21 protein-coding genes and 1 pseudogene are annotated in these 23,470 nt (G+C 73.1%); 10 read left to right on the plus strand and 12 right to left on the minus strand.

The genetic code is table 11. The annotated features are described in order from the left end of the window. Positions 1-181: 181 nt before the first annotated feature. The gene (locus ELR47_RS13490) at positions 182-1,024 is read right to left on the minus strand and encodes an SDR family oxidoreductase (protein WP_130650369.1); all 843 of its coding nucleotides are present in this window, start codon (positions 1,022-1,024) and stop codon (positions 182-184) included. 227 nt (positions 1,025-1,251) lie between these two features. Here ELR47_RS13490 and ELR47_RS13495 point away from each other — a divergent pair, with 227 nt between their 5' ends. From ELR47_RS13495 to ELR47_RS13505, 3 genes are all read left to right on the plus strand, one after another. Then, positions 1,252-2,289 (plus strand): LLM class flavin-dependent oxidoreductase, encoded by a 1,038-nt coding sequence (locus tag ELR47_RS13495; RefSeq protein WP_130650370.1) that lies wholly within the window; start codon positions 1,252-1,254, stop codon positions 2,287-2,289. A gap of 200 nt (positions 2,290-2,489) precedes the next feature. Further along, positions 2,490-5,414, plus strand: coding sequence for a M14 family zinc carboxypeptidase (locus ELR47_RS13500; RefSeq protein ID WP_130650371.1), 2,925 nt, complete (start codon positions 2,490-2,492; stop codon positions 5,412-5,414). Positions 5,415-5,546: 132 nt separating this feature from the next. After that, entirely contained in the window at positions 5,547-6,113 is a 567-nt protein-coding gene (locus ELR47_RS13505) for an Lrp/AsnC family transcriptional regulator (protein WP_130650372.1), read from the plus strand. A 22-nt stretch (positions 6,114-6,135) separates the two neighbouring features. Here the strand turns inward: ELR47_RS13505 and ELR47_RS13510 are convergent, their stop codons facing one another. From ELR47_RS13510 to ELR47_RS13520, 3 genes are all read right to left on the minus strand, one after another. Next, positions 6,136-6,795, minus strand: a complete 660-nt coding sequence (locus ELR47_RS13510; protein ID WP_130650373.1) for a YigZ family protein — start codon at positions 6,793-6,795, stop codon at positions 6,136-6,138. Between the two features lie 11 nt (positions 6,796-6,806). Then, positions 6,807-7,061, minus strand: a complete 255-nt coding sequence (locus ELR47_RS13515; protein WP_130650374.1) for a DUF2277 domain-containing protein — start codon at positions 7,059-7,061, stop codon at positions 6,807-6,809. 114 nt (positions 7,062-7,175) lie between these two features. Next, on the minus strand, positions 7,176-8,384 hold the full coding sequence (locus ELR47_RS13520; protein WP_165404081.1) for an NAD(P)/FAD-dependent oxidoreductase: 1,209 nt from the start codon (positions 8,382-8,384) through the stop codon (positions 7,176-7,178). A gap of 73 nt (positions 8,385-8,457) precedes the next feature. Here ELR47_RS13520 and ELR47_RS19390 point away from each other — a divergent pair. The 3 genes and pseudogenes from ELR47_RS19390 to ELR47_RS18430 all read left to right on the plus strand — a co-directional run bounded on the left by ELR47_RS19390 (position 8,458) and on the right by ELR47_RS18430 (position 10,545). Then, positions 8,458-8,816: pseudogene (locus tag ELR47_RS19390) on the plus strand (DUF3140 domain-containing protein). Positions 8,817-8,900: 84 nt separating this feature from the next. Further along, positions 8,901-9,467 (plus strand): hypothetical protein, encoded by a 567-nt coding sequence (locus tag ELR47_RS13530; RefSeq protein WP_130650376.1) that lies wholly within the window; start codon positions 8,901-8,903, stop codon positions 9,465-9,467. Between the two features lie 373 nt (positions 9,468-9,840). Next, positions 9,841-10,545, plus strand: coding sequence for an HNH endonuclease signature motif containing protein (locus ELR47_RS18430; protein ID WP_165404082.1), 705 nt, complete (start codon positions 9,841-9,843; stop codon positions 10,543-10,545). Between the two features lie 929 nt (positions 10,546-11,474). Here ELR47_RS18430 and ELR47_RS13540 read toward each other — a convergent pair. Next, positions 11,475-12,737 carry a hypothetical protein gene (locus ELR47_RS13540; RefSeq protein WP_130650377.1) on the minus strand — a complete coding sequence of 421 codons (1,263 nt, stop codon included), beginning with the start codon at positions 12,735-12,737 and terminating at the stop codon, positions 11,475-11,477. A gap of 15 nt (positions 12,738-12,752) precedes the next feature. Continuing rightward, positions 12,753-13,709 (minus strand): non-homologous end joining protein Ku, encoded by a 957-nt coding sequence (gene ku, locus ELR47_RS13545; protein WP_130650378.1) that lies wholly within the window; start codon positions 13,707-13,709, stop codon positions 12,753-12,755. A gap of 135 nt (positions 13,710-13,844) precedes the next feature. Here ku and ELR47_RS13550 point away from each other — a divergent pair, with 135 nt between their 5' ends. Further along, entirely contained in the window at positions 13,845-14,849 is a 1,005-nt protein-coding gene (locus ELR47_RS13550; RefSeq protein ID WP_130650379.1) for a sigma-70 family RNA polymerase sigma factor, read from the plus strand. 704 nt (positions 14,850-15,553) lie between these two features. On the opposite strand, the gene ELR47_RS13555 is transcribed toward ELR47_RS13550, so the two are convergent. The 3 genes from ELR47_RS13555 to ELR47_RS13565 all read right to left on the minus strand — a co-directional run bounded on the left by ELR47_RS13555 (position 15,554) and on the right by ELR47_RS13565 (position 18,105). After that, on the minus strand, positions 15,554-15,967 hold the full coding sequence (locus ELR47_RS13555) for an STAS domain-containing protein (RefSeq protein WP_205745253.1): 414 nt from the start codon (positions 15,965-15,967) through the stop codon (positions 15,554-15,556). Between the two features lie 90 nt (positions 15,968-16,057). After that, on the minus strand, positions 16,058-16,948 hold the full coding sequence (locus tag ELR47_RS13560; protein WP_130650380.1) for a hypothetical protein: 891 nt from the start codon (positions 16,946-16,948) through the stop codon (positions 16,058-16,060). A 71-nt stretch (positions 16,949-17,019) separates the two neighbouring features. Beyond that, positions 17,020-18,105 (minus strand): aminotransferase class V-fold PLP-dependent enzyme, encoded by a 1,086-nt coding sequence (locus ELR47_RS13565; protein WP_205745254.1) that lies wholly within the window; start codon positions 18,103-18,105, stop codon positions 17,020-17,022. 117 nt (positions 18,106-18,222) lie between these two features. On the opposite strand from ELR47_RS13565, the gene ELR47_RS13575 reads away from it, so the two are divergent. The 3 genes from ELR47_RS13575 to ELR47_RS13585 all read left to right on the plus strand — a co-directional run bounded on the left by ELR47_RS13575 (position 18,223) and on the right by ELR47_RS13585 (position 20,586). Then, complete coding sequence (locus ELR47_RS13575) at positions 18,223-18,690, plus strand: NUDIX hydrolase (RefSeq protein WP_130650382.1); 468 nt, start codon at positions 18,223-18,225, stop codon at positions 18,688-18,690. Positions 18,691-18,793: 103 nt separating this feature from the next. Further along, the gene (locus ELR47_RS13580) at positions 18,794-19,678 is read left to right on the plus strand and encodes an MSMEG_6728 family protein (RefSeq protein WP_188584434.1); all 885 of its coding nucleotides are present in this window, start codon (positions 18,794-18,796) and stop codon (positions 19,676-19,678) included. Continuing rightward, positions 19,675-20,586: a dihydrodipicolinate synthase family protein gene (locus ELR47_RS13585; RefSeq protein WP_130650383.1), complete on the plus strand. Its 912-nt coding sequence runs from the start codon at positions 19,675-19,677 to the stop codon at positions 20,584-20,586. The genes ELR47_RS13580 and ELR47_RS13585 overlap by 4 nt, the downstream gene beginning before the upstream one ends. 19 nt (positions 20,587-20,605) lie before the next feature. Here ELR47_RS13585 and ELR47_RS13590 read toward each other — a convergent pair whose 3' ends face one another. The 3 genes from ELR47_RS13590 to zwf form a co-directional block, all read right to left on the minus strand. Continuing rightward, positions 20,606-21,229: a TenA family protein gene (locus ELR47_RS13590; protein ID WP_130650384.1), complete on the minus strand. Its 624-nt coding sequence runs from the start codon at positions 21,227-21,229 to the stop codon at positions 20,606-20,608. 70 nt (positions 21,230-21,299) lie between these two features. Continuing rightward, positions 21,300-21,995, minus strand: a complete 696-nt coding sequence (gene pgl / locus ELR47_RS13595; protein WP_130650385.1) for a 6-phosphogluconolactonase — start codon at positions 21,993-21,995, stop codon at positions 21,300-21,302. Further along, positions 21,995-23,410 (minus strand): glucose-6-phosphate dehydrogenase, encoded by a 1,416-nt coding sequence (zwf, locus tag ELR47_RS13600; protein WP_130650386.1) that lies wholly within the window; start codon positions 23,408-23,410, stop codon positions 21,995-21,997. Before zwf ends, pgl begins: the two co-directional genes overlap by 1 nt. Between the last annotated feature and the right edge of the window lie 60 nt (positions 23,411-23,470).

Consider the following 23,470-nt stretch of genomic DNA (forward strand, 5'->3'; position numbering starts at 1 on the left):
GATCGGCCGGGGGCCGCCATCGGATCGGCCGGGGGCCGCCATCGGATCGGCCGGGGGCCGCCATCGGATCGGCCGGGGGCCGCCATCGGATCGGCCGGGGGCCGCCATCGGATCGGCCGGGGGGCCGCGAACGCGTTCGGCCGGGGGGCTGCGAACGCGCTCGGCCCCCCGGCGGGGTGCGTCAGATGATCGGCTTGCCCCCGGTGACCGGGATCTCCGCGCCGGAGATGTAGCTCGACTCGTCGGAGGCGAGCAGGACGTACGCGGGCGCGAGCTCGGCCGGCTGCCCCACCCGGCCGAGCGGCGTGCCCGAACCGAAGCCCTCCACCATCTCCGCGGGCAGGGTGGCCGGGATCAGCGGGGTCCAGATCGGACCCGGCGCCACGCAGTTCACCCGGATGCCGCGCTCACCGAGCATCTTGGCCAGGTTGCCGGTGAAGCTCAGGATCGCGGCCTTGGTGGCCGCGTAGGGCAGCAGGTGGGGTGAGGGCTGGTCCTCCTGGATCGAGGTGGTGTTGATGATCGACGCCCCTTCCCCCAGGTGCGGCAGGGCGGCCTTGCACAGGTGGAACATCGCGGTGATGTTGACCTGGAAGGTGCGGTCCCACTCCTCGTCGGGGATCTCGCTCAGGTCCGCGCGCGCCATCTGGAACGCGGCGTTGTTGACCAGCACGTCGAGTCCGCCGAACTCGTCGACGGCGCGCTGGACGACGTCGCGGCAGTGGTCCGGGTCGGCGAGGTCGCCGGGGACGAGGACGGCCCGCTGTCCGGCCTCCTCGACCAGACGCGCCGTCTCCTGCGCGTCGTCGTCCTCCTCGAGGTAGCTGATGAGGACGTCGGCGCCCTCGCGCGCGAAGGCGATCGCCACGGCCCGACCGATGCCGCTGTCCGCACCCGTGATCACGGTGCGCTTGCCGGCGAGGCGTCCCGAACCCTGGTAGGAGTCCTCCCCGTGGTCGGCGGGCGGCTGCAGCTGGTCCTCACGACCGGGATAGGGCTGGCTCTGGGCTGGCGGGTTGCTCATGCGTCACCTCTGTCAGGTCGGTCAGGGTCGTCCGATGCCGGCAGCCTGCGGCGTGGACGGGGCGCGCCGCACTCGCCGGCACGGACCGACGTCTCACCGACCATGGGGCACTGGACTGGACGGCCCCCATCGACGGCCGCCGTCCGTCCCCGCCACCCGCTACGGTACTTGCATTCGCAAACAGTTTCGGCTGCATCGCCCTCGTCACCGCCGGTTCGGGAGCACGCATGGAGCTCGGGATCTACAGCTTCGTCGAGTCCACACCCGACCCGGTCACGGGCGTCGCGGTGTCCCCGGTGCAGCGCCTGCGCGACCTGCTCGAGGAGATCCAGCTCGCCGACGAGGTCGGCCTCGACGTGTTCGGCATCGGTGAGCACCACCGCCCGGACTACCTCTCGTCGTCGCCGGCGACGGTGCTCGCGGCCGCCGCCGCACGCACGCGGCGGATCCGGCTCACCAGCGCCGTCAGCGTCCTGAGTTCCGACGACCCGGTCCGGGTGTTCCAGGCGTTCGCGACGCTCGACCTGCTCTCGGAGGGGCGCGCCGAGATCATGGCGGGACGGGGCTCGTTCGTGGAGTCGTTCCCGCTGTTCGGCTACGACCTGCACGACTACGACGAACTGTTCGACGAGAAGCTGCGGCTGCTCGACGAACTGCGCGGGTCCGAGCACGTCACCTGGCACGGCCGGCACCGGGCCCCGATCGAGGACCGCGGTGTCTATCCCCGGCCGCTGCAGGACCCTCTGCCGTTGTGGGTCGCGGTCGGCGGCAGCCCGCCCTCGGTGGTACGGGCCGCACGGCTCGGCCTGCCGATGGCACTGGCGATCATCGGTGGACAGCCGGCCCGCTTCCGACCGCTCGTCGAGCGGTACCGACAGGCGGTCACCGAGGCCGGGCACGCCGCGTTGCCGGTGAGCATCAACGGCCACGGGTTCCTGGCCGACACCAGCCAGCGGGCCAGCGACCTCGCCTGGCCACCGACCGAGCTGATGATGAACCGGATCGGCCGGGAACGTGGCTGGCCGCCCCAACGCCGGGTCGACTTCGAGGCCCAGACCCAGCTGTCGGGCGCCTACGTCGTCGGCAGCCCCCAGCAGGTCGCCGAGAAGATCCTGTGGCAGCACCGGCTGTTCGCCCACGACCGGTTCCTGCTGCAGCTCACCGTCGGCACGATGCCCCACGCCGACGTGCTGCGCGCCATCGAGCTCTACGGCACGGAGGTGGCGCCGATCGTGCGCCGCGAGCTCGCGACGGGCGAGCGCTGACCCCCGGCGCGGGTGGACGTTTGGCCACCATCCGACGCCGGGCCGATCCAGACGTCCAGCACGCGGCGTGGGCGGTCGGCGCCGGCGTGACCGGCTGGTAGCTGTTGGGTCGCGTGGGACGTGCGGCACCGTGGGAGGGCCGCCAGCACGACCGTGACCCGGTCGTCGGCGTCCTGCGCTTCGACAGAGAGGCGATGCGCATGGCGCGCAAGCGAGTCAGGAGAGCGGTCGTCGGGATGCTCAGTACGGGCATCCTGGCGACCCTGGTGGTCCCGACGATCGCGCAGAACCCCAGCGACGAGGTGGTCGCGGGAGCACGCGAGGTCGAGTACCCGGAGATCGTCGAGGTCAGTGCACCCGACCGGGAGACCCTGAGCGAGCTCGGCTCGCTGGGCGTCGACGTCGGTGAAGAGGTGTTCGACCTCGACGACGGCAGCGTGATGGTGCACGCCATCCTCACCAGCGACCAGAAGACCAAGTTGCGTGGCAAGGGCGTCACGATCGGTGACACCGTCGTCACGGAGGCCGAGGCCGTGGCGCTGCAGGAGGAGTTCGCGGCCATGACCGCGGAGCTGACCGCGGCGGAGGCCGAGGCCGAGGAGTCGGGCGACGAACTGCGCGTCCAGCGTGCCCAGTGGTACGAGGACCCCAACCAGGGCCGCTTCCTCGAGGTGGAGGTGTGGACGGCGACGGGCAGCGTGTCCGCGTCGGTCACCGTCAATGTCGCCTTCGACGCCGGTGCGGGCACCGAGATCGGTGGGCCCGGAACCCAGAGCTTCAACCTGTCACGGTTCGTCGACGCGGGCCAGTACATGTTCCACCGCGCCAACTCCCCGGTGCTGATCACGACCGCGGCGGCGCCGACCCGTATGCGGGTGACCACGACACTGGCCGGTCAGGTCATCGGCACCCGCGAGGTGGCGGTCACCGAGACCCTGACCGGGGTGGACCGCACCGGTCCCGGGGCCCCGGTCGACGCCAGCGACACCTACCAGACCAGCTTCATCGACAAGTACCTCGACGCGACCGAGAGCACCGAACGCATCGAGGCGCTCGCGGCGCAGTTCCCGCGCCTGGCCGAGATCGTCGAGTTCCCCCACCCGTCCAACGGCTACCGGCGACCGGCGATGGCGCTGCTCGACCCGGCCGGCCCACGCGTGAACGTCGCCTCCGGCCCGGCGGCCGGCGACTACGCCTACGCCGCGGCCAGCTACGGCCCGTCCGTGCCCGCCAGCGGCGTCCCGGCGGCCGACGCCGCCTTCGCCGACGCACGCGGCACGGGCGAGTTCCCGGCCACCGACGGTTGCGGTCCCTACAGCCCCGGCTTCCCGTCCGGCGCGATCGCGCTCGTCGACCGCGGCAACTGCAACTTCTCGGTCAAGACCATCCACGCACAGAACGCCGGCGCGTCGGCGGTCGTGATCGTCAACAACGTCGCCGGCGCTCCGACCGCCCCGGGCGGGACGGCCGAACCGGGCACGACGGTCCCGACCGTGATGATCGCCCAGGCGGACGGTGCGACGATCCGCGGCGCCCTGGCGGCGTCGACCGGTCGCGTGCTGCCCGGTGCGGCGGTCAACAACAACGCCCGTGTCGGCGTCGAGTCGCGTGCCTACGGTCACGAGGGCGGCAACGACCTCACGATCCGGGCGGTCGACCCGGGAGCGCCGAACTCGCCGTTGACCGTGACGGTGAGCGGCGACCACATCGAGATCGGCCTCGCCACCAACGCGGCCGGCACCCGCAACAGCACCGCCGTGCAGGTGCGCGACGCGATCAACGCCCACCCGCAGGCGAGCCAGCTGGTGTGGGCGTACCGCTACCGCAACCAGGCCGGCACGGGTGTCGTCGCGCCGACCCCGCGGATCGCGCTCAGCGACTACCTGGCCGCGCCCGACTCGGTGTCGCGCGACCCGTTCACGATCAAGGCACTGCGCATCGGACGGCACCGCGACGGCTCCCGGGTGGGCGTGTTCGCCTACGCCCAGGAGCACGCCCGCGAGTGGGCGACCCCACTCGTGGCGGTGGAGACGGCCGAGCGGTTGCTGCGCAACTACACCAACGACGACAACACCCGCCGGCTGGTCGACGACCTCGACATCTTCATCGTCCCGTCGATCAACCCGGACGGCACCCACTACTCGATGCACGACTTCACCCTGCAGCGGCGCAACCTGGCCCGCTACTGCGGTGAGGGGCAGAACAACGACCTGCTCGCCCGCAACACGTGGGGCGTCGACCTCAACCGCAACTTCTCGGTCGGCAGCCTCTTCGACGGCTACGCCGGCGCGTCGACGAGCTGCACGAGCGACACCTTCGCCGGCCCGTCCGAGCTCTCCGAGCCCGAGGCGCGCAACGAGGTGTGGCTGACCGAGAACCATCCGAACATCAAGTTCTCGATGAACATCCACAGCCACGGCGGCTACTTCATGTGGGCCCCCGGTGCGTACAAGTCGGCCGGTCGCGAGTCGCTGCCCCGCCCGAGCTACGGCACCGAGCGGTTCTTCTACGAGGCGTCGTCGCACATCCTCGACCGCATCAAGGAGCACCGTGGGACCGCCATCTGGGACTCGCGGGTCGGCCCGATCAGCGACGTGCTGTACTCGGCGGCCGGCAACTCCGGCGACGAGCACTTCTACAACCGCGGCATCTTCGCCTGGTCGTTCGAGGTGGGCGCGTCGCGTCGCAACGCCGCGAACACCGGCTGGGTCACCATCGGCAACGGCTTCACGCCCCCGTTCGAGGAGGGCTACGAGCAGGCGATGGAGTTCTCCAACGGCCTGATCGGGATGCTCGAGGTCGCCCGGATGTACGCCCGTGACACCGTGCCACCGAAGTCGGTTCTGACCCCCGCCGGTACGAGCTTCGACCGGCCGACCCGCCTGACCTTCTCGGTCGACGAACCCGCCGACGTGTACTACACGCTCGACGGTTCGCGACCGACCTACGACTCGCCGAAGCTCACCTACCAGGGGCCCCGCCAGACCGAGGCATCGATCCTCGTCGACCGCTCGACGACCGTCCGCTGGTTCTCGGTGGACGTCCGTGGCAACGTCGAGGCGAACTACAAGCCGACCGGGACCGGCAAGAACCACCGGGAGGCGAAGATCACGATCCGCCCGTGACCCACTGACACGGGTGGTCCAGGAGGGCGTCGGCCACTCGGCCGGCGCCCTCCCGGCGTCGCGCGAACCCCGACACGTTCACGCCACTTCAGTCATACTTCAGTGGCAGCGGGGTCGGACCGGGAGTGGCGCATGAGCATCGGGTACGCCGTCGACGTCGACCCAACGGGCGTCTCACCGGTCGCCCCACCCGTCGCCTCGCCGGACGCCGGTCGGCCAGGCGCCGTCCCCGATCCCACCGATCGCCGCATCCTCGCCCTGCTGTGCGAGGACGGTCGCATGTCGGTGCGCGCCGTCGCCGCCGCCGTCGGGGTCTCGCGCGCCAGTGCCTACGCCCGCATCGAACGGCTGCGCGCTTGCGGCATCATCACCGGCTTCTCCGTCCAGCTCGACCCGGCGCGCCTCGGCCTGACGGTCACCGCGCACGTGCTCGTCACCCTCGACCAGCAGCGCTGCGACGACGCGCTGGCGGCCTTCCGGGCGCTGCCCGAGGTCACCTACTGCGCCGTGCTGGCCGCTGACCACGACGTCCTGCTCGTCGTCCGCGCCCGCGACATCCCCACCTTGCGCGAGGTGGTGCTGCGGCGACTGCAGGACCTGCCGCACGTGCGGCGGACCCGCACCGTCCTGGTGCTCGACGAACGCACGGCGACGCCGGCAGACCTGCTCGCCAGCACCCGGGACGGGCGGGCGGGATGACCACCACGGTGGTCCGGTCGGGTCACGCGCCGTCGACGGGTGACCGACGCAGGGCGGTGCCGAGCTCGTCGAGGTGGACCGCACCGCCGTCCTCGGCCAACAGCGTGTGCAACGCGTCGCTCGCTTCGGGCAGCAGTGCCAGCTCGAAGCGAGCGCCCTCGGCGTCGTAGGTGCCCGGCGCGACCTCGACCTGACCACGCGCCCCGGCCCAGATGCGCAACCGGTGCTCGAGTCGGCCGGCGTCCTCGTGGCGGGTGTGCACGGCAACGCGCCGCACGGTGCGGCGCCGCAGCCGGGTCGCCGCCGCCACGGCGTCGGTGACCGCGCCACCGTAGGCGCGGGCCAGACCGCCCGTTCCGAGCAACGTCCCGCCGAAGTAGCGCGTGACGACCACCACGACGTCGGTCAGCCGGGCACCGCGCAGGACCGCGAGCATCGGCGCCCCGGCGGTGCCCGAGGGTTCACCGTCGTCGTTGGACCGTTGCCGCGCGCCGTCGGGCCCGATCACCAGTGCCGTGCAGTGGTGACGCGCGTCGGAGAACTCGCGACGTGCCGCGACGATCGCCGCGTCGGCCGCCGCGAGGTCGACCACCGGCACGAGGTCGCCGATGAACCGGGACCCCTTGACCTCCGACTCGACCCGCACCGGCGCCGCCACGGTGTCGAGTGGGTCGGCGGACACGTCGGGCCGGCTCACGCCCGCGCGACACGCACGCGGCGCTGGACCGGGTCGGCCGGTTTCGAACCCGGTGCGACGACGAGGTCGTCGAGCAGCCGGCGCGTCGCCGCGGCGATCTCGGCGACGGCGGCGTCGAACGCCTCGCTGTTGGCGGCCGACGGGGCCCGGTACCCGCTGATCTTGCGCACGTACTGCAGCGCGGCGTCGCGGACCTCGTCGTCGGTTGCGGGCGGTTGGGCGCCCCGCAGCTGCTGGATGGATCGGCACATGCGACGCAGCGTACGTCGCCGGCAGGGTCGATGGCGGGGTGAACGGGACCGGGTCAGGCCGGACGGCGGGGAACGGGCCCGACGCTCGACGACGCCCTGGCGACCGCGCTGCCACTACACCGGCAGCTCCGGTCGTCCGCCGTCGAGGGCCGCGTCCGCGGCCAGGCGGGCACAGGCGGTGCCGATCAGGTTGCCGTGGCCGCTGTAGCCACCGACGGCGAACACCCCGGGCCGGACCTCGTCGCACACGGGGAGCCGATCGGTCGTGAACGCCGCCCGTGCCGCCCACCGGTGGGTCACCGGGGCGCGAACGCCCAGCCGACGCAGTTCGGCGTCCAGGCACGCCTGCACGTCGTCGGACGGGACCGGTGGCGCTCCCTGCTCGGCGCGCCCGCGGTCGCGGAACCCGCCGAGCAGCACCTCCCCCGAGGACAGTTGCTGCACGTAGTCGGAACCCCAGCGACGATAGACGGGCCGCGGCAGCGTCACCCCCTGCTCCGGTGCGGTCGCCAGCATCTGCAGGCGCACCGTCTCGACACGCCCGGCGAGCTCGGGCAGCAACACCTCGAGTCCGCCGTCGACGGCGACGACGACGCGGTCCGCCGCGATCCGCAGCCGCCGGGCGTCGCCCCGCCCGTCGGTGTCGCCCCGCCCGACGTCGGCGTCGTCCCGCACCCCGTTGGCGGTGACCCGGACGCCGTCGGTGGCGACGTCGGTCACGCGCGTCGGCGCGTGCAGACGGGCGCCGGCCGCGAGTGCCCGCTCGGCGAGGACGGCGCAACGGGCGTGCGGGTCCATGACCGCATCGCTGGGCACCAGTGCGCCGGTCCCCTCGGGTCCCACATAGGGTTCGGCCGGCAGCCCGTCCGCCTGCAGCTGCGCGAGCATCCGATCGACGTCGGCGAACTCGGCGTCGTCGGCCGCGATGCGCAGGCTCCCGACCCGGCGGGCGACGTCGTCGGGAAGGTCGGCCAGCGTCCGGTCGAGCTCGTCGAGCGTCCAGCGGTAGAGCCCCACCGCACGTGCACGTCCGTAGGCGGCGACGGCGTCGTGGTGGAAACGGGCCAGCCCGGCGAGCAGGAAGCCGCCGTTGCGTCCAGCGGCACCGGCCGCGATCCCGTACGCGTCGATCGCGACCACCTCGGCGCCGCGCTCCGCCAGGTGCAGCGCGGCGGTGAGCCCCGAGGCTCCGAGGCCGACGACGCACACGTCAGCACGGGTCGACGTGGTGAGCGGTTCGAGAGGTGGCAGCGGACGCGCGGCGATCCCGACCCGCCCCCAGGCGGGTGCGGGTCCGGGCGCGCGGTACGGGTCGTCGGCCATTGCTGGCGGGACGCTAGTCGGACCGTCCGTCCGATCACGACGCCGTCCACGAACCGGTCCCGCCCGACCCACGATGCGAGCCGACCCAGGAGGCGACGTGGACGACGACACCCGCGAGACGCTCGACGACTTCCATGAGGCGGTCAACATGCCCGCCACGGAGCTCGAGGAGTGGCTGGAGACCGACGAGTCGCAGTCGGTCGGGGACACCGGCGGGGACGGTGAGTCGACCGGTCATGCCTCGGGCCGTCGGATCGTGGACCTGCAGCGCACGAACACCGCGACGACTACACCGACGACGACCTCGCACACATGCGCAAGGTCGTCGGCTACGTCAACCGACACACCGCGCAACGTCCGTCGGGCGACGTCGAGGACAGCAAGTGGCGCTACTCGCTGATGAACTGGGGCCACGACCCGCTCGAGGAGTGACCCGGACGGCAGGACCGTGGCGTCGTCCACAGCTCCGGGAACGCTCGATCTGGCGGTGTCCCACCCCGGTGCGACACTGGGGTCATGCTGCTGATCGAGGCGTGTGCGGACCTGGTGGCCGAACCGGCCACCTGCTACGACCCTGCCCCACCTCGCCAGCGCGAGGCACCGGCGACCGGCCCGACGTCCGACCCGGCCGACACGGTGTCCGACCCGGCCGGCACGGTGTCCGCCGGTGGGGTGGCTCTGAACTCTCCGGTGTTGGCCGAGGCGCCGCTGTTGGGGCAGCTGCTGGCCACGCTCCGGCAGGTCGACCGGCTGATCGCCGACGCGATCGACACCATCGTGGAGTTGCAGGACACCGAGCTGGCCGAAACGGTCACCGGCGTCCCGCTCGAGCAGTGGCTGCTCATCGTGGCCCGCCGCACGGGCACCGACCGGCGCATGCTGCTCACCACCGCCGACGTCTGCCGCCGCCTGCCCGCCCTCCGACACGCCTCACCGCCGGACGGATCTCCTGGAGCCAGACCCGCACCCTGGTCCTGCAGCTCCACCGGCTCCCCCGCCGGCTCGACCACCAGTTGGACGCCGCGGTCGAGCAGGCCATCGATCGGGCCGAGACCGCCGACCCCGACAACCTCGCCACCCTGACCGGCTGGGTCGTCACCGACCTCACCACCACCGACCAGCCCGACGACCCCCGGACGGCGGACCGGCCGAATACCTGGCGCTGCAACCGAGGCTGGACGGCACCGGCGGCCGGTTCCACGGCGAAGCCGGCCCCGAAACCTTCGCCCGCCTCGAAGCCGCCTGCGACCCCGGCCCGGTCGGCGGTCCGACCCGGACCCGCTTCGGTGCCAGCCCCGACCCCGACCGGCTGACCGGCAGCATCGCCGAACGCGGCCGACGCCGGCTGCACACCCTGCTCGACCGGCTCGAACAGACCGCCTGCACCACCTGCACCACCACCGACCAGGACGGCGGCAGCAGCGGAGGTCGCGTTGGGAGGCGGCGGCTCCCGCCGGTGCGGCTGCTGCTGCGTGCCGAACTCGACACCCTGTGCGACCGCCGACAGACCCCGGCACAACTGTTGACCCGGCTCGCCGGTGGGCGCATGACCCTCACCGCCACCGCCGCACGCCGGCTGATCGACGAACGCGGCGCAGAGCTGCGCACCATCGTCCTCGACACCACCGGCAACGTCGTCGGCGTCGGACGCCGTACCCGGATCCCGCCCGGCTGGCTCACCGACGCCGTCCTCGCGGTCCACGACACCTGCACCGAACCCGGCTGCAACATCGCCGCCACCGCCTGCGACCTCGACCACGCCACCCCCTGGCACCCCACCCGACCCGACCACCCGCCCGGGACCACCGACATCGACAACCTCGCCCCGCTGTGCCGCACCGCCAACCGCACCAAGGAACCCGACGGCTGGAGCGCCACCCAGACCCCCGACGGCACCCGCCGCTGGCACCACCCCCGCACCCGCCTCACCATCGACACCCTCCCCGCCACCACCCGCCTGCGCGTCCCGCCACCAGATGACCTGACACTGGCCGACCCGGCACCACACGACCGCAGCACGGCCGCCCCCGACGGCCACGACCCACCGACGTCACCGCCCCTCGTCGGCTCGACCCGGCTCGTCCACCCCGGCGAACAACCCGACCAACCCGCCCGCAGTGACCCTGCGCCGACCGGCAGTGACCCGCCCCTGCCCTTCTGACACCGCCCCAGTGGCACCCACCCTCCCCGCCTCTTCCCGGACCGCAGCACCACTTCGACGCCCATCACGCACGCCTCGCCGAGGCGTCGCCGTGGTGGGCCGGACCTGCGCCGCTATCCGGACGGGACGAGGTCGGCCTTGCCGACACCACGAGTCGGTCGGGGGGCGTCGAGGCGCACGCAACCCCAGCGCCGTCGGGGACGTCACACCGGTGTGGAGTTCCCGAGCAGCGCCCCGGCGAGACATCGGGTGGCCGCGATCGCCGTCGTCGCGGCCGCGGCCACGGCACTCGGAACCTGGCTCGCGCTGCAGCCCGTCGAGCCCTGCCTGCTGCTGATGTCCCTGCCTCCGCAGGGAGCCTGCCGGTCGCACCTCGGAGCGACGACGCCCCTGGGACCGGGCGCGTCGGGGCTCACCGTCGCCGCGTTCACCGGGGTCACCGTCGGCACGTGCACGTGGCTCGCCGGCCTCGGCCCTCCGTGGCGAGCCCGAGCGCTCCTGGGCGCGATCGTCGTCGTCGCCGTAGGCACCCTCGCGCTCCCGGTGGCGTGCGAGTGGGTGATCGCCGGTGAACGGATGCACCGGACGCCGTCAGCCAGCGCTGCCGGAGCGTCTCCGGCGTCGCGACCACCTCGAGCCCGGCGGTCGCGGCCGCGTGGGCTGCTGCCGCCGGCGCGGTCACGGTCGCGGTCGCCTGGTTCCTCAGCCACCTGTGGGCGCGCACGCGACGATCTCCGAGGTGGCGCTGAGCGCCGCGCTACGCAGGCCGGGAGACCGGGAGGCAGCCGACCGTCTCGCGCGCCGCCCTGGGCGACAGCGACACCCGACGGCGAGACCCGACGTCCGACACCGACGTCCGACACCGACCCGACGAGGCGGACCGCACCCGCCTCCGTTTCGCCTGCACGCGGTCTCCCGCCCGCTCCCGCTCACGACCGCTCGTCGGACGCGGTGAGCTCGTCGAGTTCTCGGCGGGCGGCGGCGAGGTCGTCCTCGTAGTCGGCGAGATCCGTACGCGCGGCCTCGACCTCGGCATGGGCCGCCTCGGCCTGCGTCCGCAGCTCGTCCGCTCGCTCCTGCGCCCGCTGCACGCGGTCGCGTTGCTGGTCGAGCGCCACCTCGAACGCGTCGATCCGGCGCTGCAGGCGCCGTCGCCGGGCGGCCTGACGCGCTTCGTCGTCGGCCGCGCGTGCTGCGTCCTCGGCCCGGCGTCGTTCCTCCTCGACCCGGCGGGCCTCGTCCTGCCGGCGCTGTGCCTCCGCGGCCGCCGAACGGGCCTCCTCCTCGGCCTGACGTTGCTGCTCCTCGACCCGGCGGGCCTCGTCCTGCCGGCGCTGTGCCTCCGCGGCCACCGAACGGGCCTCCTCCTCCTCTCGACGCGCGGCCTCCTCCCGACGCTGCTGCTCCTCGGCCGTGCGGTCCTCCTCGAGCTCGCGTTCGCGCTTGGCCGCGGCGCGGCGGGCGTCCTCGGCCGCGTCGGCCACCGCCTGTGCGGCTGCTGCGGCCTCGGCGGCGTCGGCCAGGCCGTCGGCGGTCTCCTCGAGCGGGTCCCGCACGCCCGCCTCGTCCCTGTCCCGGGCCGTGACGTCACCGACCGCCTCGTCGGCATCGGCGCCGGCATCGGTGTCGGCATCGGTGTCGGTGTCGGGCGCCGGTGGGTCCGGCAGCGCGGCGAGGCCGAATCCCAGGCCACCGAAGCCGAGGCCGTCGAACCCGGGGCCCGGCAGCACGGTCGAGAAGATGCCCCGCCGGAGCAGGTCATGCCGTTCCGGGTCGACCGCGGCGGCGAACAGGGTCTGCTCGACCTCGTCGAGGTGGGCGTCGGGTCTGGTCCCGGCCGCGGCCAGCAGCTCGGCGGCCCGCTCCCGCAACTCCCCCACGAGCTCACGGACGCGGCGGTTCGCCTCGCGCAGCCCCTGCGCGCCGCGTCCGCTCGCGGCCCGGTGCTGTGCCGAGCGCAGTTCCTCGGCCGCGTCCAGCAGGTGCTCGACCTCGTCGGGTGCCGCGCGCACGAGCTGGTCGACGGCCCACGCCGGCACGGTCGGCTTGCGGTGCTGCTTGAGGGCGGCCGCCTCCTGCTTGTACCCCTCCGCCCGCAGCGCCTTCACCCGCCGATCCCGCTCGGCGGTGAAGGCGTCCAGGGCGAGACCGTGGATCGCGTCGACGTGCGACGCGAGCACCTGCTCGTCCATGGGACCGTCCCGGCGTCAGCTGGCCTTGGAGGAGGCGTCCGACGTGCCCAGGGCCTCGACGAGCTCCTCCTTGCTCATCGACGAGCGACCCGGCAGGTCGCGTTCCTGCGCCAGGTCGTAGAGCTCGTCCTTGGTCATGGCACCGTAGTCGCGGCCCCGGGAGCTGCCCGTGCCCTCGCCGCCCCGGTCCCGCTTGGCCGACTCCAGACTCTGTTCGAGCGCCGCCATCAGGTCGATGACGCCGCCGGTGTCCCGCTCGGGTGGCGTGACCTCGAGTTCCTGCCCCTCGGCCTTCGCCTCGAGGAAGCTGGTCACCCGCTGCTGGTACTCGTCGTGGTAGCGCTCCGGGTCGAAGTCGGTGACCAGCGAGTCGATGAGCTGCTCGGCCATGGCGAGTTCCCGAGGTGCCACCTCGACCTGTTCGAGCGTGTCGGTCGCCTCGAGGTCGGCGGGATCGGCGACCTCGTCGGCGTAGTGCATCGTCGAGAGCACCAACAGTCCGTCCCGGGCACGCACGGCGGCGAGGTACTCCTTGTTGCGCATCACGAACCGGGCGACGGCCACCTTGCCGGCCTGTTCCATGGCCTCGGCGAGCAGCTTGTAGGGCTTGGCGGCCGCGTCGCCCGACGGCATCAGGTAGTAGGCGCGGTCGTAGTAGACCGGGTCGATCTGCTGGAGCTCGACGAAGTCCTCGATGTCGATCAGGCGGGAGGCCTCGGGGTCGAGCTCGTCGAGCTCGTCGGGGTCGACCACCACGTACTGGCCGTCGGCGACCTCGTAGCCCTTGACGATGTCGCCGTAGGCGACCTCGTCGCCGGTGGTCTCGTCGACCCGCTTGTTGCGCACCCGGTTGCCCGTGTCCTTGTGCAGCTGGGTGAAGCGCACCGAGTGCGTGCGCACGGCCGTGAACAGTTGGACCGGCACGCTCACCAGCCCGAAACTGATGGAGCCGCTCCACGTCGGTCGTGCCATGTCGCCACCTCTCGTGCGCAGGTACTCAGCGTGCCAGTCGCCGGCGCACGACATTTCCCTCGACGAGACCGGACGGCGGCTGGCCGTCGTGCCATGATCCTCGGGTGCTCACCGAACGTCGAGAGGGGTGCGCGCATGTCCACACTCACCGTCCTGCCGGAGGACGCCGTCGCCGCGTTCGAGCCGTTCCGACGGGAGCTGACCGGCTACTGCTACCGGATGCTCGGCTCGGGCGCCGACGCCGACGACGCGGTCCAGGAGACCCTCGTCCGCGCCTGGCGCGCCTACGACCGCTTCGAGGGGCGGGCGTCGGTGCGGACCTGGCTGTACCGGATCGCCACCAACGTCTGCCTGGACCAGGTGCGCGGCCGCAAGCGGCGGGCCCGGCCCATGGACCTCGGGCCGTCCACGACCGTGGCCGCCGCCGAGTTGATCGAGCGCGACGCGGCCACCTGGGTCGAGCCGGTGCCCGACGGCGCCGTGCTGCCTACGGCCGGCGACCCGGCGGAGCTCGCCGTCGCCCGCGAGACGGTCCGCCTCGCGTTCGTGGCGGCGCTGCAGCACCTGCCGCCGCGACAGCGGGCGGTGCTGCTGCTGCGCGAGGTGTTGCAGTGGCACGCCGACGAGGTCGCGCAACTGCTCGACACGACCGTCGCGTCGGTGAACTCGGCGTTGCAGCGGGCGCGGGCGACGCTGGCGAACCGGACCCCTGCCGAGACCGACCCGCTGCGTCCGGACGACCCGGCACAGCGGGAGCTGCTGGCGCGCTACGTGGACGCCTTCGAGCGCTACGACATGGACGCCCTGGCCGCGCTGCTGCGCGAGGACGCGATCCAGAACATGCCACCCTACGACCTGTGGCTGCAGGGCCGGGACCAACTGGTGGCGTGGATGGTCAGTCCGGGACCGGACGAGTGCCGCGGCTCACGGCTGCTGGCCGTCGAGGCCAACGGCATGCCGGCCTTCGCTCAGTACCGACCGGATCCCGGCGGCGGCCACCGTGCCTGGGCGTTGCAGGTGCTCGAGATCGTCGACGGGCGGATCCTGGCCTTCAACAGCTTCCTCGACGTCGAGCGCCTGTTCCCGCGGTTCGGCCTCCCCCTGCTACGAAACTTTGGGGCAGTACACCGCGGTCTATGATCTAGAACTTGCAGGCTACTCATCTCCTCGGTTTAGGATCATGCACTACGACGAATAATTCGGACGAGGGAGATTTCGCTGCCTCACTTCGCCGTTGCCCATCGCGAGATCGCCCGACGCCTACTGCCCCCTCAAGATCGGCCGAAGCCTTGATGAGCGACCAGGATCCGTTCGGGCACACTCCGGTTCAGCGATCCACCGAGAATCGGCCGGTGGCCCAGGTGCTGTCGTAGTGGCTGCTGCGATAGTTGCCATGGTCGTTGGATGTGCGGGCGGGAGTGGGGAGGACGCCGGAAGCGGCGACGCGCTCGATAATCAGGCTGGTGGCGAGTCCGAGTCCTCCCAGGTGGCAGAAGTTTCGTTTCAGGGTCCTTTGAGAAAGGATGGAGACCTATGGGTCGTAGATGCGGAGCCGAATGACATTATTGCGGCACCAGGGGGCACGATCGCAATGCCGGAAGATTCGGAGTCAGTGACTTACACCACTAGGGTCGGCACGGACTGCCGGACTTCGAATGATCGAAGCCTGTTCTTGGAGACGCATCGCGGAGACGTGGTGGTGATCAGCTCCACTGGAGATCAGTATGACATCGTCGACACGAATCCTCTGAAGTTGCTCGGATCATGGAACGCCAGTAGCCGGGAGTGCGTGCAGGGCGAAGGGGATTCGTAGCAGCTATGGCGAAGGTGCTGATGCGGTTTCGTTAGCTACTGAAGCGGTTTGTCGAGGCGGTCGGACGAGATCGCGCTTCTCCACCGATGAGGGGTCCCGGTTGGACGTCTGCCGACGACCGGGTCCCGGGTGCCTCGCCCGGCAGGACGTCGGTGAGCCCGAACAGGAGCAGCAGCTCGTGCAGGGGCGGCCCGACCCCACGCAACCGCACCGTGCGGCCGAGACGCCTCGCCGTCAGCAGGACGCGGGCGAGCGCGTCGACGGTGGCCGCGTCCGGTGCCCCCACGGCAGAGACGTCGAGAACGACGACGGCGGCCTCGTCGGCGAGCATGAGTCGTCGCGCCCCCACGCACCAGCCGGGCCGCGCGTCGGCGTCCAGGACGACCACCAGGGTTCGCTCCCCCGGACCCGCCGCAGGCGGTTCGTCGGTGCGGTCTGCCCCCACGGCGGCTCCCGTCCACCCGACGGACCCGGTCGCAGGGGCAGACGGCGCACCGACACCGCACTCATCGGTGCGGACGCGACCGTGACGCGATCAGGTGCCGGCGCTCCACAGCGTCGCCCGTCCCTCGCCGGACTCCCGCAGCGCCGACTCGAGCCCCGGAACCCGCGCGTCGAGGGCGTCGACGAGGCCGGCGCGCCTCGCCAGGGTCTCGGGCAGCGTCACCAGTTCCTCTGCCCGCGCCCCGGGGCGCGGGCCGTCGACGACGGCGAGCACCTCGAGCTGGCGAGCGACCCGCCCGTTGCCGACTGCGGCCGCGGTCACGTCGACGTCGGTGACGTCCGTCAGCGGGACGCGCAACGTGCGGCCGCCGCCGAGTTCGACCTGCAGGCGGTCGTCGGCGACCGTCACCGCGCGGGGGTCGTCGTCGGGGTGTCCGAGCGCGACGGGCACGTCGGCCGGTACCAGGACGTCGAGGAGCAGCTCCGTCGGCAGCTCCGACGGCGCGAGCTCACGGCTCCCACGTCCCGTCCGGTCACGGTCGCCGGCGGTCACGTAGACGAGCACCGGCCCACGGGTGGCCTGCGCGCGGCGGACCTCGACGACATCCTCCCAGGCGAGCTCGCGGCCGAGGGCCGAGCCGCGGATCCCGTGTCGGTCGACCTCCACGAGTGCCCGCAGCACCCCGGTCAGCTGCCGTAGCCCCCGCCAGCCGTGGAACAGCAGCAGCGCGGCCGCGACGGCCAGCACGACCGGTCGGGCGACCGGCAGCGCGACCCACGCCGCGACGAGCAGTCCGGCTTCGATCATCACCACCGGCGTGGCCCACAGGGCCTGCAGCGACAGCCGCCGCCAGGTGCCACGGATGCGGACGGTGTCGTCGCCGGTGTGGTCCAGGCGCACCTCGACGTCGCCGCCCACCCGGTTGAAGCGACCGGAGGGGGTCTGCGTCGGGTGCCAGGTGGTGGCGGTGGACGTGGGCATGGACCAACCTCTGCGACGACCTGCCGGACCTGCCAGGGTATCGCGCACCTGCCGGGTCCCTCCGTCGGAGGTCAGGGCGCGAGGTGGCCGTCGAGGACCGCTGCGGCCAGGTCGGTGTCCGCAGCGCTGGTCGAGACGTGGAAGGCCAGGCGAAGGCGTCCGGCCCGGGTCGCCGCCCGGATCCCGGCGTCGGCCAGCAGTCCGGGAACGGCGCCGTCGGCACGCGCCGAGACGATCGCCGAGCCGGCGAACGGCAGCCCCACCGCGGCACAGAACCGGGCAGCCTGGGCGCAGGCATGGTGGTGCAGGGCCTGGGTCCCGACCTCGAGCAACAGTTCGAGCGACGCCGCCTGGCCGACCCACGACTGCCATGCCGGCGAGACGTCGAACCGTCGCGCGTCGGTGGCCAGCCGCAGCGGGCCGCCGTAGATGCTCGACCACCGGTCCTCCCCGGCGTACCAGCTCGCCGCGACCGGCAGCAGCTGGTCGACGTGATCGGGACCGATGGTGAAGAACGCCGTGCCGCGGGGGGCGAGCAGCCACTTGTAACCGCCACCGGTCGTGTAGGTGAACCGACCGGCGTCGACCGGCAGCCAGCCGGCCGCCTGGGTGGTGTCGACCAACGTGCGGGCGCCGACCGCATCGCAGGCGGCCACCAGGTCGTCGAGGTCGGTCAGCCGCCCGTCGGCGGACTGCACGGCCGAGACGGCCACCAGCCCGGTCGACGCGGTGACGGCCTCCGCGAGCCGTTCGAGCGGCGCCTCGCGGACGGTGACGCCGCGGGCCTGCTGGGCCAGCAGGGGGAACAGCACGCTGGTGAAGTCGTCGGTGGCGGTCAGCACCTCGCTGCCCGGCGGCAGGGAGGCGGCCACGAGTCCGACGAACGCCGACACCTGTGAGCCGACCGCGACATGGGCGGGTTCGACGCCGACCAGCCGGGCGTAGTCGCGGCGGCTCGCCTCGACGACGGCGTCGAAGGCGGCCGCGTCGGTCACACCGCGGCGCCACTCGTCGAGGGTGCGCTCGAGTGCCTGGACGGTCCGACGCGGCGGCAGACCGAGCGTGGCACTGTCGAGGTGGACGACCTCGGCGTCGAACTCCGCCCGCGCGGTCGCGAGCCGCCGCTCCGCGAGCTCGTCGGTCGTCGACGTCGCCACCGCGTTCCCTTCCACGAGTGTTCGCCACCGTAGTCGCCCCACGCCCGTGCGAGCCGGCGCCGCCGTCGGGCGCGTCGGGACGCCACGCTACGGTGCGGACGAGAAGGAGGAGCCGGTGTGACGAGGCGCAGCGCGGGCCTGCTGGTGTACCGGCAGTCCGACGGCGGCCTCGAGGTCCTGCTCGCGCACCTGGGCGGGCCGTTCTTCGCCCGTCGGGACGTCGGCGCGTGGACGCTGCCCAAGGGCGAGTACGAGCCCGACGAGACGCCGTCCTCCGCTGCCCGGCGGGAGTTCCGCGAGGAGCTCGGGCTCGACCCACCGCACGGGGAGCTGGTCGAGCTCGGCGAGGTCCGTCAGTCGGGCGGCAAGCGGGTGACGGCCTTCGCCGTGGCCGGTGACCCCGACCCGGACGCGATCGTGCCCGGCACCTTCCTGCTCGAGTGGCCCCGCGGCTCGGGGCACGAACGCGCCTTCCCGGAGGTCGACCGGGTGGCCTGGTTCGATCCGGACACCGCACGGGCGAAGTTGGTGACGGCCCAGCGGGCCTTCGTCGACCGGCTCGAGGCGCACCTCGCCGGTCGGTGACGGCCGCGGCCGACCTCCGGTGCGACAGGCGGCGTGACGCCCCGCCGGTCGGACACGGCGCAGCAGCCACCGGGACCCGCTCAGCACCTACGGTCGCCGGACGATGCAGACCTTCCTGCCCTTCGCCGACTTCGCCGCCAGCGCCGCGGTGCTCGACGACCGTCGTCTGGGCAAGCAGCGGGTCGAGACCCTGCAGATCCTGCGGGCGCTGCACCTCGAGGGCTACGGCTGGCGACGGCATCCCGCCGTGACCATGTGGCACGGGCACACCCCGGCACTGGTGGCCTACGGGATCGCGATGGTCGACGCGTGGGTCGCGCGTGGGTACGCCGACACCACCCGCGCCCTCATCGCCGAGTTCGTCCACCCCGACGACCCGCCGGACCAGCAGCTGCTGGCCCGCCAGGACCGGCTCCCACCGTGGCTGGGCGACGAGGCCGTGCACCGTTCCCACCGATCGGCGCTCCTGCGCAAGGAACCGGCGTCCTACCGGCCCCACTTCGGTGACGATCCCGACGACCTCGACTACCACTGGCCCGAGCCGCCGGCGCCACCCGCGCTCCCCGGCGACCGGGTCGCGTGGGTGGTACGCGCCCCGCTGGAGGCCGGCAGACTGGCCGTACCCGTGGCGCCGGGCGAGCTGCCGTGGACGCCGCTGGACGCCCGCAGCGGCCGTATCACCAAGCGGCTGCGGCAGGCCGCCCGGCTGGTCGACGAGATCGCCGAGGGCGACGGCGTGGTGGTGCCCGACGGCGACGAGCTCGACCTCGCCGTCGTCCGGGGCCCCCACCGGGTCGAGGACCACCGGCACGTCCGGCCGGTACGTCGGGTGGGCCGGCTGGCACGCGCCGCCCTCGACTTCCCCGCCGCCCTGCAGGACCCCCAGGTCGTGTTCGCCCTCCACGACGAACCGGCCGTGGCCGCGGCACTGGCCGCGGCCGGTCCGGACGGTGCGACGACGTCCTCCCCTGCGTCCGGAGTCGGATGATGACGCTCGACCTGCGCGGCGTGTTCGTCGCCCTCGTGACCCCGCTCGACGAGCACCGGCAGCTCGACCATGCCGACGTCGGCGCGCTGTTGCACCGTGCGGCCGACGACGGGCTCGCCGGCGTGCTGGTGGCCGGCACCACCGGCGAGGGCACCCTGCTCGAACCGACCCAGCGGGCCGCACTGACCCGCACCGCCCGCACCAACGCCGAGGAGCTCGCGGTCGCCGGCACGACCCGCCGGCCGCTGGTGCTCGCCGGCGCGAGCGGACCCAGCCCGGCGGCGCTGCACGCCGACGTCGAGCAGCTGGCCGAGGCCGGCGCCGATGCCGTGCTCGTCCTCGCGCCGCACACCTACCCGCTGACGCCCGAGGAACTCGTCGACGTCCACCTCGAGGTCGCCGAGCAGGCCGCGGTACCGACCCTGGTCTACCACCTGCCCCAGCTGACCGGGTCGGCGCTGACCGCCGACGCACTCGCCGAACTGGCGGCGCATCCGAACATCGTGGGCATCAAGGACTCCTCCTCCGACGCCGAACGGCGGGCCGCATTCGTCGCCGCGGTCGTCGACCGCGACCTCGCGGTGCTCAGCGGCCACGGGCCGAGCCTGCACGCGGCCCTGCGCGACGGGGCGAGCGGGTCGATCACCGCCATCGCCAACGTCCGGCCCCGGCAGGTGGTGCGCCTGCACGCCGCTGTGGCCGACGGCGACCACGACACCGCCGCGCAGGTTCAACGCACGCTCGCCCGGACCGAAGCGGCCCTCGGCGCCCTGCAGGCCTCGCTGCCGGCCGTGATCAAGGCCGCCCTGCAACTCGACGGGCTGGTCACCGAACGCTGGTGCCGTCCACCGCTGCGGTCGGTGCCACCCGCACGCCTCGATGCCGTCCGGAGCGCGTTGCTGCGCTGAGGCGCCGGGTCTCCGTCGCTCAGCGACCGTCGGCGGCCTGGTCGAAGAAGGCGAGTTCGAGCGCCATGGCCCGGCGGTAGTTGGTCGCGACCCGCGGGTCGGCAGCGTCGGCCTGGGCGTCGAGCAGGTCCTCGAGTGTGGTGGCGAGGTCCTCGAACGCCTCGGAGGCGTAGGTGTCGACCCACTCGCGGTACGGGCCGTCGGCCGCGGTGTCGGGCGCCAACGCCTGCCCCAGGGCGGCGTACAGGCGCATGCAGGGGGTCATGGCCGCCAGGATCGGGCCGACCGGTGCCGACCAGGCCACCCGGAGCAGGAAGTCGGTGTAGGCGGACGTCGCCGCGGCGGGCTCGGGCTCGAGATCGGCGCCCCACCGCTCGGCGTAGCCGCGGTGCAACCGCAGTTCGTCGACCACCCCGTCGAGCAGCTGGCGCAGGGCGTCCATCGTCGCGGTGTCGGGAGCCTTGGCGATGGCCAGCGCGTAGGCCCGGGCGAAGGCCTGCAGGAACCAGGCGTCCTGCTCGACGTAGAACACGAAGCGGTCGCGGGCGAGTTCGCCCGAGGCGATGCCACGCACGAACGGGTGGTCCCGGCAGGCGTTCACCAGGTCGTCGCTGGCACGCAGCAGGGCGTCGGAGGTCGTCATGGGCACACCCTGCCACAGCCGGTTCCCGCGTGCCCACCCAGCCGGCTCGTCCGGCGACGCGTGCCCCGTCTCACGCGCTGTGCACTCCGGCGGCCGCCGGCGGATCGAGGAAGAGCACGGCACCGTCACGCCGCAACCGTCCGGCCACGAGGTCGCCACCGCCGCCGGCCAGGGTGGCGGCCACCACGGCCTTGTCACCACCGGTCACCAGCCAGAACCGCTCCCGCGCCGCGTCGAGCACCGGACGGGTCAACGTCAGGCGCCGGTGCCCCTGGTAGGTGCCGGTGCGGACGACCTCGCGATCGACGACCTCGACCGCCGGGTCCCCGGGCACGAGCGAGGCGGTGTGCCCGTCGCTGCCCAGCCCGAGCAGGACGACGTCGAGCACCGGTGGCGCGCCCGCCACCGTCCGCAGCACGTCGGCGTACCCGGCGGCGGCCGCGTCGAGGTCGTCGGCCTCGACCGGAAGGGCGTGCGCCTGCGCCGCGGGGAGCGGCACGTGGTCGAGCAGCGCCGCCCGCAGCCCGGTCAGGTTGCGGGCCGGGTCCCCGTCGGGGGCGACCCGCTCGTCGACCTGGAACACGTGCAGTCGGTCCCACGGCACGGGTTGGGCGGCGAGTCGGGCCAGCAGCCGTCCCGGCGTGCGACCGCCGCTGACCGCCAGCGTCGCCTGACCGCGGGCCTGCGCGGCCGCGCGCAGCGACGCGGCGACCCGACCCGCGACGTGGTCGGCGAGGACCGCCGGTGCCAGGATCTCGATCCGCATCAGCCGCCGCCGTCGACGACCGGGTCGTGCCAGTGGTCGGCGCCGGGAAACAGCCCGTCGGCGGCCGCGGGGCCGAAGCTGCCCGGTCGGTAGAGGTGGGTCGCCGGCGGGGACTCCAGCACCGGGGCGAGGATACGCCAGGACTCCTCGACGGCGTCGGCACGGGCGAACAACCGCTGGTCGCCCTCCATCGCATCGCCGAGCAGCCGGGCGTAGGCGTCGTCGCGTGGGCCGTCCCGGTGCGGGTCGTAGGCGTAGGCGAGGTCGATCGGTCGGCTGTGCAGTTCCTCGCCGGGCTGCTTGGTCTGCACGGTCCAGGTCAGCTGCTCGTCGGGTTTGACCCGGAACCGCAGGTGGTTGGGATGTGGCGGACCGCCGTCGCTGGGCGCGAAGAACAGCCGGGGTGGCCGCTTGAACTCGACCACGATCTCGGTGGCGGTGACCGCCAGCGACTTGCCGGCCCGCAGGTAGAAGGGCACACCCGCCCAGCGCCAGTTGTCGACCAGGACCCGCGCCGCCACGAACGTCTCGGTGTCGGAGTCGGCCGCGACGCCGGGCTCGTCGCGGAACCCGTCGACCTGACCACGCACGACCGCGTCGGGACGCAGGTCCGGCATGGCCCGCAGCACCTTGAACCGCTCGTCGCGGAAGGCGGCGGCGTCCGAGCCACCCGGGGGTTCCATCGCCAACAGCGTCAGCAGTTCGAACAGGTGGTTCTGCACCACGTCGCGCAGCGTGCCGACCTCGTCGTAGAAGCCGCCCCGACCCTCCACCCCGAAGTCCTCGGCCATCGTGATCTGCACGTGGTCGACGTACTGCCGGTTCCAGATCGGCTCCAGGAACACGTTGGCGAACCGCAGCACGAGCAGGTCGAGCACCTCCTCCTTGCCCAGGAAGTGGTCGATGCGGAACACCTGCGACTCGTCGAACCGCGCCAGCACGCACGCGTTGAGCCGCCGGGCCGAGGCCAGGTCCCGACCGAAGGGCTTCTCCACCACCACCCGCGCGGCGTGGGCGAGTCCCGCGTCGGCGATGCCGCCGACCACGGTCTCGAACACGCTGGGCGGGACGGCGAGGTAGAACAACGGCCGACGCGCCCCGTCCAACGCCGTGCGCAGACGGGCGTAGGTGTCCGGGTCGCGGTACTCGCCACCGACGTAGCGCAGCGCCGCCGACAGCCGCTCCCAGGCCGCGGCGCGCGCCGGCGTCGAGGTGTCGAGCTCACTCGCGGCGTGGTCGCGCAACCGTGCGACGTCCCACGGCGAGCGACCGATGCCGACCACCACCGGCGGGAGCCGGTCGAGCTCCGCCAGCCGGTGCAGGGCCGGGAACAACTTCTTGCGCGCCAGGTCCCCGGTGGCGCCGAAGAGCACCAGGGCGTCGCTGGTGCCGGTGTCGTCGCGCGGCGGGGTCACCGCGCTCCTCCGTGGTGCCGTACCGCTGACGTTCGCATCGTGGTTGCCGTCCGGGTCGTC

The sequence above is a fragment of the Egicoccus halophilus genome, assembly GCF_004300825.1.
Taxonomy (GTDB): domain Bacteria; phylum Actinomycetota; class Nitriliruptoria; order Nitriliruptorales; family Nitriliruptoraceae; genus Egicoccus; species Egicoccus halophilus.